Source organism: Arthrobacter mobilis (assembly GCF_012395835.1).
Lineage (GTDB): Bacteria > Actinomycetota > Actinomycetes > Actinomycetales > Micrococcaceae > Crystallibacter > Crystallibacter mobilis.
Map to the genome: position 1 here is coordinate 241,015 of NZ_JAAZSQ010000002.1, position 18,839 is coordinate 259,853.

Sequence of the window (18,839 nt, forward strand, 5' to 3'; positions counted from 1 at the left end):
CGGCAACTCGCTGAACGTCCGAAGCCCGCATTCGCTGCAGCTGCTGATGGACTCGCTGCGCTACTGGGCCACGGAAATGCATGTGGACGGCTTCCGCTTCGACCTGGCCTCCACCCTGGCCCGCGAGTTCTACGACGTGGACCGGCTCTCGTCCTTCTTTGAAATGGTGCAGCAGGACCCGGTGGTTTCCCAGTGCAAGCTCATTGCCGAGCCCTGGGACGTGGGGCCCGGCGGCTACCAGGTGGGCAACTTCCCGCCGCTGTGGACCGAGTGGAACGGCAAGTACCGGGACACCGTGCGCGACTTCTGGCGCGGCGAGCCTGCAACGCTGGGGGAGTTCGCCTCCCGGATCACCGGCTCCGCGGACCTCTACGAGGACACCGGGCGCCGGCCTTTCGCCTCGATCAACTTCGTCACCGCGCACGACGGTTTCACGCTGCGGGACCTGGTTTCCTACAACGAGAAGCACAACGAGGCCAACGGCGAGGACAACAACGACGGCGAGTCCCACAACCGGTCCTGGAACTGCGGGGCCGAGGGGCCCACCGACGACGAGGCGGTGCTGGCGCTGCGGGCCCGCCAGCAGCGCAACTTCCTGGCCACCCTGCTGCTTTCCCAGGGCGTGCCGATGATCTCCCACGGGGACGAGCTGGGCCGGACCCAGCACGGCAACAACAACGCCTACTGCCAGGACTCGGCACTGACCTGGATCCACTGGGACGAGATGGACCAGCCGCTGCTGGAGTTCGTGGCCGCGGTGAACAAGCTCCGCGCCGAGCACCCCACGTTCCGCCGCCGCCGGTTCTTCGACGGCCGCCCGGTACGGCGCGGCCAGGGCGAGGCCCTGCCGGACATCGACTGGCTGGGCACCGACGGGCTGCCGATGCAGCCCGAGGACTGGGACTCCGGCTTCGGCCGGTGCATCGGGGTCTTCCTCAACGGCCAGGGCATCCGCGGAATGAACGAGCGGGGCGAGCGCATCACGGATGTGAACTTCCTGGCGTACTTCAATGCCCATGACGAGGAAGTGGTCTTCGTGCTGCCGCCCAAGGAGTACTCCCCGAAGTGGGATGCGGTGATTGACACCGCGGGAGAGTATGCCGAGTCGGAGCCGCACCAGGCCGGCCGGAAAATCACCCTCCAGGCCAAGTCCATGGTGGTGCTCCGGGCGTACCAGGAACCCGAAACCGAACCGGACCACTCGGTGGCCGCCTCGCTTGCGGCACTGGCGGGCAACACGGTCGTGACCCCGAAGCCGGCCAAATGAGGACCCCGCGTTCGACCTACCGGCTGCAGATCCGCCCGGAGTTCGACCTGTTCGCCGCCGCCCGGCTGGTGCCCTACCTGCAGCAGCTGGGCGTGGACTGGGTCTACCTGTCCCCGATCCTGACGTCCGAGCCGGGATCGGACCACGGCTACGACGTCACCGACTTCACCACCGTGGATCCGGCCCGCGGCGGTGCGGCGGGACTGCAGGCGCTCTCGGAAGCAGCCCACGCGGCAGGCATGGGCGTGCTCGTGGATATCGTGCCGAACCACATGGGGGTGGCCACTCCGGCGAACAACCGCTGGTGGTGGTCCCTGCTGGCCGAAGGCCGCGGCAGCCGGTATGCCGAGGCCTTCGACGTCGACTGGGACGCCGGCGGCGGCAGGATCCGGCTGCCGGTGCTCGGTGACGGCCCGGACGAGCTGGACCAGCTGGAACTGGTGCGCGACGCCGGCACCGGCGCTGAACTGCGCTACTACGACCACCGGTTCCCGGTGGCCGCAGGTACCGCCGATGACGGCGCCGGCGCCCGCGAGGTGCACGACCGGCAGCACTACGAACTGGTGAACTGGCGCCGGGCCGACGCCGAGCTGAACTACCGACGCTTCTTCGGCGTCAATTCGCTGGCCGGGGTGCGCGTGGAGGTCCCCTGGGTGTTCGAGGAATCCCACGCCGAGATCAAGCGCTGGTTCGACGAGCGCCTGGTCGACGGGCTGCGGATCGACCACCCGGACGGCCTGGCGGATCCTGCCGGGTACCTGGAGCGGCTGCACGAGCTGACCGGCGGCGCCTATGTGCTCGTGGAGAAAATCCTCGAACCGGGCGAGCAGTTGCCCGAACGCTGGCGCTGCCAAGGCACCACCGGCTACGACGCGCTCGCCGACGTGGACCGGCTGTTCACGGACGAGGCCGGCTGCCGGACGCTCACCGATGCGGCACAGCTGATGCCCTACCGGCAGATGATCCACGGCACCAAGCGGATGATCGCGGACGGGCTGCTGCACTCCGAGGTCCAGCGCCTGACCCGGCTGGTACCGGCCTCCGCCGGACTGGACCGGGGAACGGCCGCGGACGCCCTGGCTGAACTGCTGGCCTGCTTCCCGGTCTACCGCAGCTACCTGCCCGACGGCGCCGGCTACCTGGCCGAGGCGGCGGTGGCCGCGCGCATCTACCGCCCGGACCTGGCACCGGCCATCGCGGCCCTGCTGCCGCTGCTGGACCCGATCCACCACGGATCCGGCGCGGAGCCGGGCGGGCTGACGGAACTGGCCGTGCGCTTCCAGCAGACCTCGGGCATGGTGATGGCCAAGGGGGTGGAGGACACCGCGTTCTACCGCTATACCCGGCTGACGTCGCTCAACGAGGTAGGAGCCGACCCGTCCCACTGTGCACTCGAACCCTTCGCGCTGCATGCCGCGCTCATCCGGCGCCAGCAGGAACGGCCGCTGGCCATGACCGCGCTGAGCACGCACGACACCAAGCGCAGCGAGGATACCCGCGCACGGATCAGCGTCCTCTCCGAGATGCCGCAGGACTGGATCGGGACCCTCCGGCAGCTCGAGGACGCCGCGCCGCTGGGGGACCGGCCGCTCGCGGACCTGCTGTGGCAGGCCCTTGCCGGCGCCTGGCCGCTGGACGCGGAGCGTGCGCACGCCTACGCCCTCAAAGCCGCCCGGGAGGCCGGCGACAGCACCCGGTGGACGGACCCGGACGAGGACTTCGAGAAACGGCTGGCCAGCGCCGTCGACGCCGCCTGCGGCGACACGGAGGCGAACCGGATCCTGGCGGAGCTGGCCGCCCGGCTGCAGCAGGCCGGCTGGACCAACTCGCTCTCCGCCAAGCTCGTCCAGCTCGCCATGCCCGGCGTGCCGGATGTCTACCAGGGCACCGAGTTCTGGGACCACTCGCTGGTGGATCCGGACAACCGGCGGCCGGTGGACTTCGAGGCCCGCCGCGAAGCCCTGGCCCGCCTCGACGCCGATGCCGGCACCGGTGCCATTCCCGGGATCGACGCCGGGGCCGCGGCCAAGATGCTGGTGGTCTCGCGCGCGCTGCGGCTGCGCCGCGACCGGCCGGAACTGTTCACCGGCTACGAGGCGGTGGCCGTCCGCGGCCAGGCCGCGGACCATGTCTTCGGCTTCGACCGCGGCGGCGCCGTCGTCCTGGCCACCCGGCTGCCGCTGGGACTGGAACACGGCGGCGGCTGGCACGACACCGCCGTCGTCCTGCCGGCGGGCAGCTGGCGGGATGAGTTGACCGGGCAGGCATTTGCCGGCGGTCACCAGGCAGTATCCGGGATATTCGCGCAGCTGCCGGTGGCGCTGCTGGCCAGGGAGGATGCATGAGCACTGACTTCGCTGTATGGGCACCGAGGGCCGGCCGGGTGGACCTGGCGGTCGGATCGGACGGCCGCAGGCTGCCGCTGGAAGCTTCCGGGGGCGGCTGGTGGCGGCTGCCCGGCGCGGCAGCCGGGGGCCTCCCGGCGGGCGAACTGGATTATGGCTACAGCATCGACGGGTCCGACCCGCTGCCGGATCCGCGCTCGCGCCGCCAGCCCGAGGGCGTGCACAAGCTCTCGCGCACCTTCGACCCGTCGGCGCACCGCTGGCAGGATGCCGGCTGGCGCTCGCCCGGGCTGCACGGCAGCGTCATCTACGAACTGCATGTCGGCACCTTCACCCCGGAAGGGACCTTGGACGCCGCGGCCGGGAAACTGGAGTACCTGGCCGGGCTGGGGGTGGACTTCGTCGAACTGCTGCCGGTGAACGCCTTCAACGGCACCCACAACTGGGGCTACGACGGCGTGCTGTGGTTCGCGGTGCAGGAAACCTACGGCGGTCCGGCGGCGTACCAGCGCTTCGTCGACCAGGCGCACCAGCACGGCATCGGCGTCATCCAGGACGTGGTCTACAACCATCTCGGCCCCAGCGGGAACTACCTGCCGCAGTACGGGCCGTACCTGGCCGCCAACAGCGTGAACACCTGGGGCGACAGCGTGAACCTGGACGGGCCGGGCTCGGACGAGGTGCGTGCCTACATCCTGGACAACCTGCGGATGTGGTTCCACGACTACCACGTGGACGGCCTGCGGCTGGACGCCGTCCACGCCCTGCACGACGAACGTGCCGTGCACCTGCTCGAGGAAGCCGCCGCGGCCACGGACGACTGGGCCCGCCAGCTGGACAAGCCGCTGTTCCTGATAGCCGAATCGGATATGAACAACCCCCGGCTGCTCGAACCCCGCACGGTCAACGGCTACGGGCTGGCCGCCCAGTGGAGCGACGACTTCCACCACGCCGCGCACGTGAACCTGACCGGCGAAACCCAGGGCTACTATGCGGACTTCAATTCGCTGGCGGCGCTGGCCAAGGTGCTGAGCGGGGGGTTCTTCCACGACGGCAGTTATTCCTCCTTCCGCGAACGGCACCACGGCCGGCCGATCAATTCCACGCGGGTCGGCACGCACCAGCTGGTGGTCTGCACGCAGAACCATGACCAGATCGGCAACCGTGCCGCCGGGGACCGGATCACCGCGCACCTGGATTACGGTTCGCTGGCCGTCGCCGCCGTGCTGACCCTGGCCTCCCCGTTCACCCCCATGCTGTTCATGGGGGAGGAGTACGGCGCCTCCACGCCCTGGCAGTTCTTCACGTCCCATCCCGAGCCCGAGCTCGGAGAAGCCACGGCCCAGGGCCGGCTGAAGGAGTTCGAGCGGATGGGCTGGGACCCGGCAACCGTCCCCAACCCGCAGGACCCTGCCACCTTCGCCCGTTCGAAGCTGGACTGGGCCGAGGCCGAACAAGGCGACCACGCCCGGCTGCTGGAGTTGTACCGGGAACTGATCGCGCTGCGCCGCAAGACCCCGGAACTGACGGATCCCGATTTCACCGCCACCACGGTGGACTTCGACGAGGACGCCCGCTGGCTGGCCCTGCACCGCGGGGCCGTCACCGTGTGCCTGAATTTTGGTGCCGGGTCGCAGCACCTGGGGCCCGGGGTCGGCGAGATCCTGCTGGCCACCGATGACGGGATCCAGATGCGGGACGGAGGAGTGCAGCTGCCCGCGAAATCGGCAGCGATCCTGCGCCGGCAGTGACATCCGCCCCGGCCGTCCGACCCACTCGGCCATCTGGAGGAAAACCATGATCAGGGCCTGGACCGGAACCCAGATCCGGGCCGCCGAAGCACCGTTGCTGGCTGCAGGCCAGGGCCCGGACCTGATGCAGCGGGCCGCGCACGGGTTGGCCAATGCCGTCGTCCGCGAACTCATCCGGCGCCGCGGCAAGGTCTACGGCTCCACCGTCGCGGTGCTGGCCGGCAGCGGCAATAACGGCGGTGACGCGCTGTACGCCGCAGCCGCGCTGGCCCGGCGCGGGGCCCGGACGACGGCGGTGCTCACCTCCGTGCGGTGCCATGCCGAGGCGCTGGCCGCCTTCCGGCATGCCGGCGGCAGAATCCTGCCGGCGGGCGGTGACCGTGACGGCCTGGCCCGCGAGTTCGCGACAGCCGACGTGCTGGTCGACGGCATTCTGGGAACCGGTGCTTCCGGCGGGCTGCGCGGCGAGGCCCGCGCGCTCGTTGCCGCCCTGCAGAAGCAGCTGGACAGGGCCGGGACGGCCGGCGGCGGCCCGCTGGTCGTGGCCTGCGATCTGCCCAGCGGTGTGGACGCGGACACCGGACAGCTGCACGAACCGGTGCTGCGCGCCGACCTCACCGTCACCTTCGGCGGCGCCAAGCTCGGACTGCTCGCGGACCCCGGTGCCGGCGCCGGCGGCCGGGTGCGGACGGTGGACATCGGGCTCGGCCCCTGGCTGGATGGACCGGCGCTGTGGCAGCTGGAACCGGAGGACGTTCCCGCGCTGTGGCCGGTCCCGGAACGCGCCGGCCACAAATATACCCGCGGGGTCCTGGGCATCGCCGCCGGTTCGGCCAGTTACCACGGAGCGGCGCTGTTGGCGGCTCAGGCGGCCGTTGCGACCGGCGTCGGCATGGTCCGCTACCTCGGACCCTCCGCCATCTGCAGCCAGCTGAACCTGCTCGTTCCCGAGGTGGTCTGCGGCACCGGGACCGTGGGGCAGAACCGCTCCCAGGCCTGGCTGGTCGGCCCGGGCGCCACCGGGGACCCGGAGCAGGCGCAGCGGGCCCTGGATGCCTTCGGGACCGGTTTGCCGGTGGTGGCCGACGCCGGGGCGCTGGACCTGCTCCCGGACGGGCTGGGGCCGCACGTGGTGCTGACCCCGCACGCCGGGGAACTGGTCAGGATCCTCGGCGCCCAGGGCGTGCAGGCAGCCAGGGAAGACATCGAGGCCTCGCCGGCCGAGTACGCCCAACTCGCCGCCGGGCTGACCGGGGCAACGGTGCTGCTCAAGGGCGCGGCCACGGTGGTTTCCTCGCCCAACGGAACGCTGTTCAGCCAGGACAATGCCACCGCCTGGATGGCCACCGCCGGCAGCGGGGACACGTTGGCCGGCATTCTCGGCGCGCTCGCGGCGACGGTGCGTCCGGAGGCCCTGGACCGGGCCGGCATCGCCGGGCCGGACCATTTCGCGGCGGTCGCGGCACTGGCCGCCCTGGTGCACGGGCTGGCCGGCAGCACAGCGGCCGCCGGCGGGCCGGTTTCGGCAGGGGCCATCGGCAGGTCCGTCCCCGCGGTGGTGCGTGCGCTCCTGGCCGGGTGAAGGCCGGCGGCGTCCGCGGTCTGCCATGAACGGGGCCGCTGGCCACCGGAGGATGCTGCGGCTACTGTGGGTTCCGTCCGTCGACGAACAGCGGAGGTTGTCCATGACCATCACCCGAGACCTGATTATCAACGGCAAGCACGTGCCCGCCGCATCCGGCAAGACCACCGAGGACCTCAACCCCTATACCGGCACCACCTACGCCACCGTGGCCGCTGCCGGCACGGAGGATGTGACCCGCGCGGTGGATGCGGCCGACGCCGCGGCGGAAGCATGGGCTGCGGCCCCGCCGTCGGCCCGGGCCAGGATTTTCCTCAAGGCGGCGGACATCCTCGAGTCCAGGACCGACGAAGGCGCGGCCCTGATGGCCCAGGAGGTCGGCGGTGTCCGGCCGTGGGCCGAGTTCAACCTCCACCTGGCAGCGGACATCATGCGTTCGGCGGCCGCCGCGACCACGGCCCCCCAGGGCGAAGTGCTTGCGACGAACCTGCCGGGCAAGTACTCGCTGGGCCTGCGCCAGCCCTTTGGCGTGGTGGCGGCGATCTCGCCGTGGAACGCCCCGTTCATCCTGGGCACCCGGGCCATCGCGATTCCCCTGGCCGTGGGCAACACCGTGGTGATGAAGCCGAGCGAGGACGCGCCGCTGTCCTGCGGTCTGTTCATCGCGGACGCCCTGCTGGAAGCAGGCATCCCCGAGGGCGTGCTGAACGTGGTGACGAACGCGCGCGAGGACGCGAACGAGGTCGTGGGCGCCCTGATCTCGGACAGCCGCGTCCGCTGCGTGAACTTCACCGGCTCCACCAAGGTCGGCAGGATCATCGGCACGCTGGCGGCGCAGAACCTCAAGCCGGCGGTCCTGGAACTTGGCGGCAAGAACTCCCTGGTGGTACTCAAGGACGCGGACATCGAGTATGCCGCCAGCGCGGCGACCTTCGGCGCCTTTATGAACGCCGGACAGATCTGCATGTCCGTGGACCGCGTGCTCGTGGACCGGGCCGTTGCCGATGACTTCACCGCCCGCTTCACCGAAAAGGTGGCCAAGCTGCCCACCGGGGACCCGAATGATCCCCGGACCTTCATCGGGCCGCAGGTGAACCAGGCAGCGGCGGACCGGCAGTACGGGCTGATCGACGACGCAGTGGCCAAGGGCGCCACCGTCACCACCGGTGGGCAGCGGCTGCAGAACGCGGTGGTGCCGGCCACCGTGCTGACCGGGATCACCGATCAGATGCGGATCTTCGAGGAGGAAATCTTCGGCTCGGCGACCACAGTGCTGCCGGTGGACGGGCCCGAGGAAGCGGTGCAGCTGGCCAACAACACGAACTACGGTCTGACGGCCGGGGTTATTACCGAGAACCTCTCGGAGGGCATCGAAGTGGCCCAGCGGCTGCGTACCGGAATTGTGCACGTCAACGACCAGCCGGTGGCGGATGAGCCGATGGCGCCGTTCGGCGGGATCAAGGAATCCGGCTACGGCAAGTTCGGTGGCCAGGCCGGGATCAACTCCTTCACCGAACTGCGCTGGGTCACGGTCCAGCACAAGGGCCACGCACAGTACCCGTTCTAGGCACCGGCCCGAAAGCCAGGAGCGAACGAAAAACAGGAGGAACGCATGTACCAGGCAGCTCAGGACCGCTACGGACAGATGCCCTACCGTCGGGTGGGCCGCAGCGGCCTGCAGCTGCCGGCGGTGTCGCTGGGACTCTGGCACAACTTCGGGGATGACAAGCCGTTCGAGGTCCAGCGCGCGGTGCTGCGGCGTGCCTTTGACCTGGGCGTGACGCACTTCGATTTGGCCAACAATTATGGTCCGCCCTATGGCTCGGCGGAGCGGAACTTCGGCCGGCACCTGGCGGAGGATTTCCGGCCGTACCGGGACGAGCTGATCATCTCGACGAAGGCCGGGTACGACATGTGGCCGGGCCCGTACGGGAACTGGGGCTCGCGGAAGTACCTGCTGGCCAGCCTGGACCAGTCGCTGGCCCGGATGGGGCTGGACTATGTGGACATCTTCTACAGCCACCGGCCGGATCCGGACACCCCGCTGGAGGAGACCATGGGGGCACTGGATACGGCGGTACGCTCGGGCCGGGCGCTGTATGCGGGCATTTCCACCTACACCCCCGCGCAGACCCGGGAGGCAGCCAGGATCATGCGCGGCCTGGGCACGCCGCTGCTCATCCACCAGCCCTCCTATTCGATGCTCAACCGCTGGGTGGAGGAGGGCAGCCCCAGCCTGCTCGAGGTTGCCGAGGAGGAGGGCATGGGCGTGATCGCCTTCTCCCCGCTGGCGCAGGGCCTGCTGACGGACCGCTACCTCGATGGCGTCCCGGAGGATTCGCGGGCGGCGGCCGACAAGTCCTTCGTCCCGGAGTGGCTCTCCGAACAGAACCTGGGCCGGGTGCGCGGGCTGAATGAGCTGGCGGCCGCCCGCGGGCAGTCGCTGGCCCAGCTGGCCATTGCCTGGACCCTGCGCGGGCTGCGCCGCGGCGTTCCGGTCGCCTCTGCCCTGATCGGCGCCTCCAGCGTGGAGCAGCTGGAGCAGAACCTCGCCGCGGTGCGCAAGCTCGACTTCACGCCGGCCGAGATCGAGGCCATCGACCGGTTTGCCGTCGAGTCCGGTATCGATCTGTGGCGGCAGCCGCCGGACCAGGACGATGCTCGAGGACCCGCTGCCGCGCAGCGGACACAGCCGTTAGGTTAGCCAGGTATCGGGCGGGCCGAGGAACAGCAGGAAGCCGAACACGGCCGCCACCCCGGCGAGCACGACGGCCAGAGCCGGGACGGGATGGCGCAGCACCCACGCCTGCGCCAGCTCGAGCGGGCCGCGCGGCGCCTCGCCGCCGTCGGCCAGCCGCCAGCCGCCGTTGAGCAGGCCCCGCCGGTCCAGCATTTTCTCGACAGGAACAGTGGCGTAGGGGACCACGGCCGAGGCCAGGGCCAGCAGTCCCGTCCCCGCGGACCACTTCTGGTTGACCCAGATGAAGCAGGTGGACGCCACGTAGCAGAGGAAGACGAAACCGTGCAGCCCGCCACCAATGCTGACCCCGGTTTCGGTGGTGTGCGTGACGTACTTGAGGAACAGGCCGAGCAGCAGCAGCGTCCAGGTGGCGGCCTCGGCCAGCGCGACGGCGCGGAACAGGGTGCGGGGAGACATTGACGTCCTCGGATCGGGATCAAGAGCCGCCTCCACGTTACCGGGTGCCGCGCGCATCTGGTAAATCCTTGCATCCGGTGCATCTTTGCATCCAGTGCAAGCTTAGGGCTAGGCTGGCCGCATGCCCGAACCCCAATCTCCGTCCCGGCCCCGCGGACAGCAGGCCGGCGGCCGGCGGGAGCTGAACCGGCGCGCCACCCGTGAGGCGATTTCCGCGGCGGCGCTGCGGCTGTCCCGCGAGCACGGCCCCGGCGGCTACACCGTGGATACCCTCGCGGAGGAGGCGGGCATCTCCCGCCGCACCTTCTTCAACTATTTCCCCTCCATCGAGGCGGCCGTCACCCAGCCGGTGGAGGACTTCCTGGACCGCGCCTTCGCCCGTCTGTACGAGCGCCCCGTCGAGGAGCCGATCATGGACGCGGTGCTCGCTGCCCTGGGCTCGGACGTGGGGCAGGAGGAACTGGCCCTGCTCTGCGAGGTCTACGCCATGGGCTTGGCCGATGAGCAGCTGGAGCGGATGCAGCTGTGGCTGTGGAACAAGGCCCAGCAGAAGCTCGAAGAAGGCCTGCGCGCCCGCCTGCCCCAGGACAGCAGCGGACTGCTCATCGACGCGCTGGCCGGTTCGCTCATCGCCTGCGCGAAGGCCGCCACGCGGCGGGCATCGCTGGACGCCCCTCCCGGCCAGGGGCCTGACCCGGCGGCCTTCCATGACCTGCTCCTGGCCTCGCTCGGTCTGCTCCGGGCCGGCTTCAATACCAACGGATTCACGACCCTCAAGGACATCTGACCATGGCCTCCTGGCTGTATTCCCTCGGCACACTTGCCGCCCGCAAGCGCTGGTGGTTCATTGCCGCCTGGCTGGCCGTGATGGTGGCCGTCGGCGGCTCGGTGGCGGCCTTCGGCGGCACCCTGACCAACAGCTTCACCATTCCCGGCACCCCTGCCCAGCAGGTGCTGGACCGGCTCAAGACGGACCTGCCCGAATCCTCCGGCGGCCTGGGCACCATCGTGTTCAGGACCGAGGACGGCAGGCCCTTCAGCGACCACCACCAAGCCGCCGTCGAAAAGATCGCCGGCCAACTCGCGGACCATGCGGCGGTCAAGTCCGCCACTGATCCGTTCGAACTGCAGTCGGCACTGGATGATGCCCCGGAACAGATCGCCGTCGGCGAAGCGGAACTGAAGCAGGCCAGGCAGCAGCTGGCGGACGGCCGTGCCGCCCTGGACGCAGCCAAGGCCCGGCTGGAGCCGGCCAGGATCCAGCTGCAGACGGCCCGGGCCCAGGCAGCCCAGCTCGAGGCTGCCGGCCAGCCGGCGGTGGCCGAACAGCTCCGGGCCCAGCTGCGCCCTGCAGCCGCCCAGCTGGCGGCCGCGGAGGCCGAGCTGGCCAGGCAGGAGCGCAAGCTTAAGGACGGCCAGGCCGGGTACGACGACGGTGTCGCGGAGCTGGCCTCGGCGAAGACCCGGATGCAGTCCTCGGAGGGCGTCCGCTTCGTGTCTGCCGCCGGCGACGTGGCCTTCATGCAGGTGTCCTTCGAGCAGTCCATGATGGAGGTCTCCAAGGAGGACCGCGCCGCCGTCCAGCACATCGCCGAGGACGGACTGGTGCCGGGGCTGCAGGCCGAGTTCAGCAAGGACATTGTCGAGGACATCTCCCAGCTCTTCGGCGCTGCGGAAATCATCGGCATCGCAGTCGCCGCCGCAGTACTGGTCATCATGCTCGGTACGCTCGTTGCGGCCGGCCTGCCGCTGCTGATGGCGGTCGTCGGCGTGGGCGTCGGGGTGGGCGGCACCATCGCCCTCTCCGGCGTAGTGGAAATGAGCAGCATCTCCCCGGTGCTGGCCCTGATGCTCGGCCTGGCGGTGGGCATCGACTACTCGCTGTTCATCGTCAACCGGCACCGGACCCAGCTGCTGGCGGGCATGCCGCTGGCCGAATCCATCGGCCGTGCCACCGGCACCTCGGGCAATGCGGTGCTGTTCGCCGGCCTGACCGTCATCATTGCCCTGGCCGCGCTCGCGGTGCCCGGGATTCCCTTCCTGACCGTGCTCGGCCTGGCCGGCGCGGCGACCGTGGCCGTGGCGGTCCTGGTGGCCCTGACCCTGACCCCGGCGCTGCTGGCGGTGATCGGCAGCCGCATCCTCTCCCGGCGTGCCTGGGCCAAGGCATCCGCCCGTGCTGCTGCGGCCGCTGGCGACGGCGGTGCTTCCGGCACGGCCGCGCCGAAGCGCAGCTGGGGCCGGGCCATTACCCGGCATCCCTGGCTGGCGCTGCTCGTCGGTGTCGCGCTGCTGGGCGCCATGGCCCTGCCCGCTGCCGAACTGCGGCTGGGGCTGCCCGATGGCAGCTCGGAACCGGCCGATTCCACCGCCTATCGTGCCTACACCCAGCTCGGGGAGAACTTCGGCGAGGGCATCAACGGCCCGCTGATCGTCGTGGCTGACCTGCCCGCGGGGCTGGATGCCGCCGGGCAGGACAGCACGCTGCTGAAGCTGTCCCGGGAACTGCGCGGCATGGAGCACGTCACCGCCGCCATCCCGGTCGGCACCAGCGAGGACGGCACCACCGCGGCGCTGCAGGTGGTCCCCGACGGCGGGCCGGCGGCCGGGAGCACCGAGGAGCTGGTCCACGCGCTGCGGGCCGAGGCTGGCGCCCTCTCTGCGGCCGCCGGCGTCGAATCCGTGGCGGTCACCGGGCAGCCGGCCATGCAGATCGACGTCTCCGACCGCTTGGCCGAGGCCATGCCGGTGTACCTGGCCATCGTCATCGGGCTGTCGCTGGTGCTGCTGCTGCTTGTCTTCCGCTCCATCCTGGTGCCCCTGCTGGCCACCGCCGGGTTCCTGCTCTCGCTCGGGGCCAGCTTCGGCGCTGTCGTGGCCATCTACCAATGGGGCTGGCTCGCGGGCATTTTCGAAGTGCACGATCCGGGCCCGATCCTCAGCTTCCTGCCGATGATCCTGATCGGGGTGCTGTTCGGCCTGGCCATGGACTACCAGATGTTCCTGGTTTCCGGCATGCGCGAGTCCTACGCCCACGGCGAGGACGCCCGGGCCGCGGTGGTCAGCGGCTTCAACCACGGGGCCAGGGTGGTGACGGCGGCTGCGGTCATCATGGTCTCGGTGTTCGCCGGCTTCATCTTCTCGCACCTGACCATGGTCCGGCCCATCGGGTTCGCGCTGGCGCTGGGCGTGCTGCTCGATGCGTTCGTGGTCCGCATGACGCTGATTCCGGCGGCCATGCACCTGTTCGGCAAGGCGGCCTGGTGGATGCCGAAGTGGCTGGACCGGATCCTGCCTGACGTGGATGTGGAAGGGGCAAAGCTGGCGGCTAACGCTCCGCAAGCGCCCGAACCCGTCCTCGCGCACCAGTGACGCAGCAGGGGTCCCCGTCCGAGCCTGCGAGGACGGGGCCGCTGCGGAACGGACGCAGCAGGGGTCCCCGTTCGAGCCTGCGGGGACGGGGCCGCTGCGGAACGGACGCAGCAGGGGACTCCGGACGGAAATATACTGGGCCGGTGGATTCCGCCCCTTTCGTTGCCGACGTCCCCGCCGCCGTGCCTGCCGTGTCTGAGGACAAGGCAGGCTTCGTGGCCTGGCTGCGTGCGGTCGCCCCGTACATCCATGCCTTCCGCGGCCGGACCTTCGTCGTCGGCGTCCCCGGCGAGCTGATCGAAGCCGGCCGGCTCAATGCCCTGGTGCAGGACCTGAGCCTGCTGCACGCGATGGGCATGCGGATCATCGTGGTGCACGGGTCGCGTCCGCAGGTCAACGCGCAGCTGCGGCTGCGTGGACTTCAGACGCAGTACGCGGACGGGCGCCGCATCACCGACGCGGCCGCCCTTGAGTGCGCCAAGGAGGCAGCGGGCGAGCTGCGCCTGGATATGGAAGCGGCGTTTTCCCAAGGCCTGCCGAACACACCGATGGCCCACGCCTCGATCCGCGTGGTCTCAGGCAACTTCGTGGTCGCGCGCCCGGTGGGCATCGTCGGCGGCGTGGATTTCCAGCACACCGGCGTGGTACGCAAGATCGACACCGGCACCGTCCGGCTGGCGATCGACGCCGGAGCCATCGTGCTGCTCTCGCCGCTGGGCTATTCGCCGACCGGCGAGGCCTTCAACCTGAGCATGGAGGACGTGGCCTCCAGCACCGCCGTCGCCCTCGGCGCGGACAAACTGGTCCTGCTTTCCGAGTCGGCAGGCGTCCCGGGGGCTTCCGGCGAGGTGCTGAGCGAAATTTCCGAGGCGGCAGCCCAGGCCCTGGTGGAGGCCGGCGGGCTGCCCGGATCCCTGGCCTTCCAGCTCCGCCACGCCCTGCGCGCCTGCGAAGGCGGGGTGCCCCGCGCCCACATCATTCCCCAGGGGCTCGACGGCAGCGTCCTGCTGGAGCTGTTCCGGCACGAGGGCGTGGGCACCATGCTGGTCAAGGAGACCCTGCAGGCGCTGCGCGAGGCGACCAATGACGACGTCGGCGGCATCCTGGCGCTGATCCGCCCGCTGGAGGAGGACGGCACGCTGGTCCGGCGCGACCGCTCGCTGATCGAGCGGGAGGTGGGGAACTTCACCGTCATTGAGCACGACGGCGTGATCTTCGGCTGCGCGGCGCTGTATTCGTTTCCGGAGGACGGGATCGGCGAAATGGCCTGCCTGGCGGTCAACCCCACGGCCCAAGGCAAAGGCGACGGCGAAATGATCCTGCAGCGCATCGAGCAGCGGGCCCGCGCGGCCGGGCTGAAGCAGCTGTTTGTGCTGACCACCCGCACCATGCACTGGTTCCTCAAGCGCGGCTTCGTGGAGGGTTCCGTGGACCAGCTGCCGCTGGCCCGGCAGAACCTGTACAACTGGCAGCGCCGTTCCCGCGTGCTGATCAAGGACCTTTAGCCCGCTGCCTGCGGCGACGCCGTTGCCGTGCTGTGGCTGTGGACCCGGGTGGGAACACCGGTTGCCGCAGCGCGCCCGGTCACGACCACTGGTAGCCGTGGGCCTGCTCGTAGGCCTCCAGCAGGCGGATGGAAATGTGCGCCGAGGCGACCAGCGGGTGGATCATGAACGCACGCAGGGCCGCGTCCCGGTCCCCGTGGCCGCCCTTGATGACTTCCCGCTCCACCGCCTTGAGCTGGCTCATGTAGCCGGTTTCGTGCAGTCCCAGCGGCTTGGCCGGCAGCGCGCGGGCGCCGCCGCCGTCCACCACGGCGGGAACCTCCACGACGGCGTCGGCCGGCAGCTGCGGGAAGGTGGCCCCGTTGCGCACGTTCAGGATCAGTTCCGTGCGGGCCCCGGTCAGCAGCGCGCGCATGACATCCAGGGCCACCTGCTCGTAGCCGCCTGCGTCGTCCGCGATGTGCCGGGCCTCGCCGTCCACCCTGGCCTCGGCCAGGTAGCCCTCCTCCCGGGCGCGCCGGGCCGCCTCCCACTCGCGGAACGGTTGGTCCGAGCTGCGCAGCCTGGCGTACAGTTCCTGCTGCTGTTCGTGGATGAACTCGCCGCGCGTCCGGGACGCCCCGGCCATCGCCAGCGTCGCCTCGCGGCGGAAGTAGTAATAGAACAGGTACTCGTTGGGGATTGCACCCAGGGACTGCAGCAGCCCGGTGCCGAACACCCGTCCCTCTTCGAAGGATGCCAGCCGGCCCGGATCCGCCAGCAGCCCCGGCAGCCGGTCCGTGCCGTCCTCCACCAGCCCGCGCAACCAGCCCAGATGGTTCAGGCCCACATAGTCCACACCGGCCAGCGACCCGGGCTGCAGCCGCACCCCGGCGGCGCGGGCAGCGCGCCGGACCAGGCCGATGGGGGAGTCGCAGATGCCCACGACCCGTTGGCCGAGCACGGGCATGACCGCCTCGGTCACCACGCCTGCGGGGTTCGTGAAGTTGATCAGCCAGGCCTGCGGGCACAGCTCGCGCATCCGCCGGGCGATCTGCAGCGCGGCCGGAACCGACCGCAGCGCATAGGCAATGCCACCGGCCCCGGTGGTTTCCTGCCCCAGCAGGTTCAGCCGGGTGGCCACCCGCTCGTCCACCGTGCGGCCGGCGGTGCCGCCGGGCCGGATGGCGGAAAAGACGACGTCCGCCCCGGACAGGGCGTCATCCAGGCTTTGCGCGAAGGTCAGCTTCGGCGGTGCGGCCCCGTCCGGCAGCGGCAGGTCGGCCAGGACCCGGGCGATCGCATCCAGCCGGCCGGGGTCCGTGTCGTGCAGCATCAGCTCGTCCACCAGGCCGGCGTCGTTCCCCGCCGCCGGGCCGCCGGCCAGGATCCGGTACACCAGCGGCACGCGGAAGCCGCCGCCGCCCAGTATGGAAAGTTTCACCATGTCGCCCCCTTGTTGATGCCCCCGCTGGCTGCCCTGCGGGCACCGTCCCCAGCTTGTATTCTGCCAGCATGGGCCACTTCCTCAACCAGCCCCACCGGTTCGACCCGCTGGCGGTGGGCCGGACCCCGGACTCACCCGCCATCGATCTGCTGCTGACCGGTCCTGTTTTCCTCGACATCATCTTCACCGGCCTGGAGGCCTTGCCCGTCCCGGGGGAGGAGCTCTGGAGCAAGGGCATGGGGTCCTGTCCCGGCGGTGCGGCCAACCAGGCTGTGGCCGCCAGCCGCCTGGGCCTGCAGACGGCGCTGGCCGCGGCATTCGGCGACGACGTCTACGGCGACTTCAACCAGGACGTCCTTGGCCGGCAGGAAGACGTGGACTTGTCCCTGTCCAGGCGGTTCCCGGGCTGGCATTCCCCGGTCTCGGTCTCGCTGTCCACGGCCGAGGACCGTTCGTTCGTCACCCACGGGCATCCGGCGCCGCTGAGCGCTTCCGAGCTGATCGGCGATCCGCCGAGCTGCCGGGCGGCCATCACCTCGCTCGGGCCGGAGCTGGAGCCGTGGGCGCTGGCCGCCCGGGAGAAGGGGGCCAAGCTCTTCGGCGACGTCGGCTGGGATCCCACCGGCCGCTGGTCGGCGGAAGCGCTGCGGAACCTGGAGAAGTTCCACGCGTTTACGCCCAATGATGCCGAAGCCGTCAAGTACACCCGCACGGAGGATCCGTGGGCTGCGCTCTACGCGCTCGCCGACCGGGTGCCGGTCGCAGTGGTCACCCTCGGGGCCCGCGGGGCCATTGCCATCGATTCGCTCACCGGCGAGGAGGATTGGGCACCGGCGCTGCCGGTGCAGGCCTACGACGCCACCGGCGCCGGGGACTGCTTCGGTGCGGCGTTCCTGATGGGGACCCTGGCGGGCTGGCGGCTGTCGGACCGGCTGGCCTTCGCCAACCTTTGCGCGGCGCTGTCCGTGCAGCAGTTCGGCGGCTCCCTGGCCGCGCCGGGCTGGGGGGACATCGTGGACTGGTGGGAGCGGATGAACACCTCCCGGGACAGCGTCCGCGGGCCGTGGCTGCGCCGCTACGCCTTCCTGGAGCAGCTGATTCCGGCCGTGCCGCAGCAGGCGGTCCGGCGGGCGACGGCGACGGTGGCCCGGCACTCCGACGCCGGCAGCGTTCCCGCACCGGCCCGGCCGGGTGAAAGAATGGGCGGGTGAGTTTGAACCCCGCTTCCAAGACATTCGACCGCCAGGCCCTCATCAATCTGGACGCCATCCGCGACAACGTGCGGCAGTTCCGCAAGGTTGCCGAGCCGGCCCGGGTGATGGCCGTGGTCAAGGCGGACGCGTACGGCCACGGGGCGCTGCCGGTGGCGCGGGCCGCGCTGGAAGCCGGGGCCGCGTGGCTCGGCGTGGCCCACCTTTCCGAAGCGCTGGCCCTGCGCGCGGCGGGCATTGAGGCGCCCTTGCTGGCGTGGCTGCATACCCCGGACAGCGATTTCGCCGCGGCCATCGGGGCCGGCGTGGACATCGGCATTTCCGGCTGGGAACTCGAGCACGTGGTCGCCGCGGCCCATGAGCAGGAGCGTCCCGCCCGCATCCATCTCAAGATCGACACCGGGCTCGGCCGCAACGGCTGTCCGGCCGGCGAGTGGGAGGCCTTGGTCAACCGGGCCCAGGAATTCCAGGAAGAAGGCGTGCTGCGCGTGGTCGGGGTTTTCTCCCACCTGGCCGTGGCCGACGAGCCGCACCGGCCGGAAACGGATGAACAGATCGACAGGTTCCGGGATGCCGTCGCAGTTGCCGAGGATGCCGGGCTGGACCTGGAGGTGCGGCACCTGGCGAACACTCCGGGGACGCTGACCAGGCCGGACGCCCACTTCGATATGGTGCGCGTCGGCCTGGGCCTGTACGGGCTCTCGCCGTTCGGGAACCAGCGCGCCGAAGACCTCAAACTGACGCCGGCCATGACGCTGCGCACCAAGGTGGCCAACTGCAAGAAGGTCCCGGGCGGGCAGGGGGTGTCCTACGGGCTGAACTACCGCACCGAGGCGCCGACGACCCTGGTGCTCGTGCCGATGGGCTACGCGGACGGAGTCCCGCGCAACGCCAGCGGCGCCCAGGTGGCCATCGGCGGCCGACGGTACGACGTCGTCGGCCGTGTTGCCATGGACCAGTTCGTGGTGGACCTGAAGTCGGCCGAGGCCGGTTTCCCCCCGGGGGAGGAGGTCATCCTCTTCGGCCCCGGCGACGACGTGCCGGACGCCGCGGACTGGGCGGCGGCCTCGGGCACCATCAATTACGAGATTGTCACCCGCGTCAGCGGACGCGTCCCGCGGGCCTACGTCGGACAGACCCCGGAACCTGCCGGCACGGCGGACCCCGCAGCCGCGGAAGACACAGCCCTGGACGAAACCGCACCGACGGTGGCTGCGCCGTGA

The 18,839-nt window shown here is 70.6% G+C and carries 13 protein-coding genes; 11 read left to right on the forward strand and 2 right to left on the reverse strand.

Going from position 1 to position 18,839, the window contains the following annotated elements; genetic code table 11:
* The 6 genes from HGG74_RS21355 to mgrA form a co-directional block, all read left to right on the forward strand.
* Nucleotides 1–1,267: glycogen debranching protein (locus HGG74_RS21355; RefSeq protein ID WP_246262609.1), on the forward strand; the 1,267-nt coding region annotated here is incomplete at its 5' end.
* Complete coding sequence (gene treY / locus HGG74_RS03655; RefSeq protein ID WP_168484980.1) at nucleotides 1,264–3,612, forward strand: malto-oligosyltrehalose synthase; 2,349 nt, start codon at nucleotides 1,264–1,266, stop codon at nucleotides 3,610–3,612. The genes HGG74_RS21355 and treY, both read left to right, overlap by 4 nt.
* Nucleotides 3,609–5,363 carry a malto-oligosyltrehalose trehalohydrolase gene (gene treZ, locus HGG74_RS03660; protein WP_168484981.1) on the forward strand — a complete coding sequence of 585 codons (1,755 nt, stop codon included), beginning with the start codon at nucleotides 3,609–3,611 and terminating at the stop codon, nucleotides 5,361–5,363. Before treY ends, treZ begins: the two co-directional genes overlap by 4 nt.
* A gap of 46 nt (nucleotides 5,364–5,409) precedes the next feature.
* Nucleotides 5,410–6,945: a bifunctional ADP-dependent NAD(P)H-hydrate dehydratase/NAD(P)H-hydrate epimerase gene (locus HGG74_RS03665; RefSeq protein WP_168484982.1), complete on the forward strand. Its 1,536-nt coding sequence runs from the start codon at nucleotides 5,410–5,412 to the stop codon at nucleotides 6,943–6,945.
* Between the two features lie 103 nt (nucleotides 6,946–7,048).
* Complete coding sequence (locus HGG74_RS03670) at nucleotides 7,049–8,512, forward strand: aldehyde dehydrogenase family protein (RefSeq protein WP_168484983.1); 1,464 nt, start codon at nucleotides 7,049–7,051, stop codon at nucleotides 8,510–8,512.
* Between the two features lie 45 nt (nucleotides 8,513–8,557).
* On the forward strand, nucleotides 8,558–9,649 hold the full coding sequence (gene mgrA / locus HGG74_RS03675; protein ID WP_168484984.1) for an L-glyceraldehyde 3-phosphate reductase: 1,092 nt from the start codon (nucleotides 8,558–8,560) through the stop codon (nucleotides 9,647–9,649).
* Here mgrA and HGG74_RS03680 read toward each other — a convergent pair.
* Nucleotides 9,641–10,102, reverse strand: a complete 462-nt coding sequence (locus tag HGG74_RS03680; RefSeq protein ID WP_168484985.1) for a DUF3817 domain-containing protein — start codon at nucleotides 10,100–10,102, stop codon at nucleotides 9,641–9,643. The genes mgrA and HGG74_RS03680 overlap by 9 nt on opposite strands.
* A 121-nt stretch (nucleotides 10,103–10,223) precedes the next feature.
* On the opposite strand from HGG74_RS03680, the gene HGG74_RS03685 reads away from it, so the two are divergent.
* The 3 genes from HGG74_RS03685 to argA all read left to right on the forward strand — a co-directional run bounded on the left by HGG74_RS03685 (nucleotide 10,224) and on the right by argA (nucleotide 14,979).
* On the forward strand, nucleotides 10,224–10,889 hold the full coding sequence (locus HGG74_RS03685) for a TetR family transcriptional regulator (RefSeq protein WP_168484986.1): 666 nt from the start codon (nucleotides 10,224–10,226) through the stop codon (nucleotides 10,887–10,889).
* A gap of 2 nt (nucleotides 10,890–10,891) precedes the next feature.
* On the forward strand, nucleotides 10,892–13,474 hold the full coding sequence (locus HGG74_RS03690; RefSeq protein WP_168484987.1) for an MMPL family transporter: 2,583 nt from the start codon (nucleotides 10,892–10,894) through the stop codon (nucleotides 13,472–13,474).
* A gap of 143 nt (nucleotides 13,475–13,617) precedes the next feature.
* Nucleotides 13,618–14,979 (forward strand): amino-acid N-acetyltransferase, encoded by a 1,362-nt coding sequence (gene argA / locus HGG74_RS03695; protein WP_210258740.1) that lies wholly within the window; start codon nucleotides 13,618–13,620, stop codon nucleotides 14,977–14,979.
* A gap of 79 nt (nucleotides 14,980–15,058) precedes the next feature.
* On the opposite strand, the gene HGG74_RS03700 is transcribed toward argA, so the two are convergent.
* Entirely contained in the window at nucleotides 15,059–16,402 is a 1,344-nt protein-coding gene (locus HGG74_RS03700; RefSeq protein WP_168484988.1) for a family 4 glycosyl hydrolase, read from the reverse strand.
* A gap of 71 nt (nucleotides 16,403–16,473) precedes the next feature.
* Here HGG74_RS03700 and HGG74_RS03705 point away from each other — a divergent pair, with 71 nt between their 5' ends.
* A complete protein-coding gene (locus HGG74_RS03705) occupies nucleotides 16,474–17,616 on the forward strand; it encodes a carbohydrate kinase family protein (protein ID WP_168484989.1) in 1,143 nt (380 codons plus the stop codon).
* Nucleotides 17,613–18,839, forward strand: a complete 1,227-nt coding sequence (gene alr / locus HGG74_RS03710) for an alanine racemase (protein WP_376766115.1) — start codon at nucleotides 17,613–17,615, stop codon at nucleotides 18,837–18,839. The genes HGG74_RS03705 and alr overlap by 4 nt, the downstream gene beginning before the upstream one ends.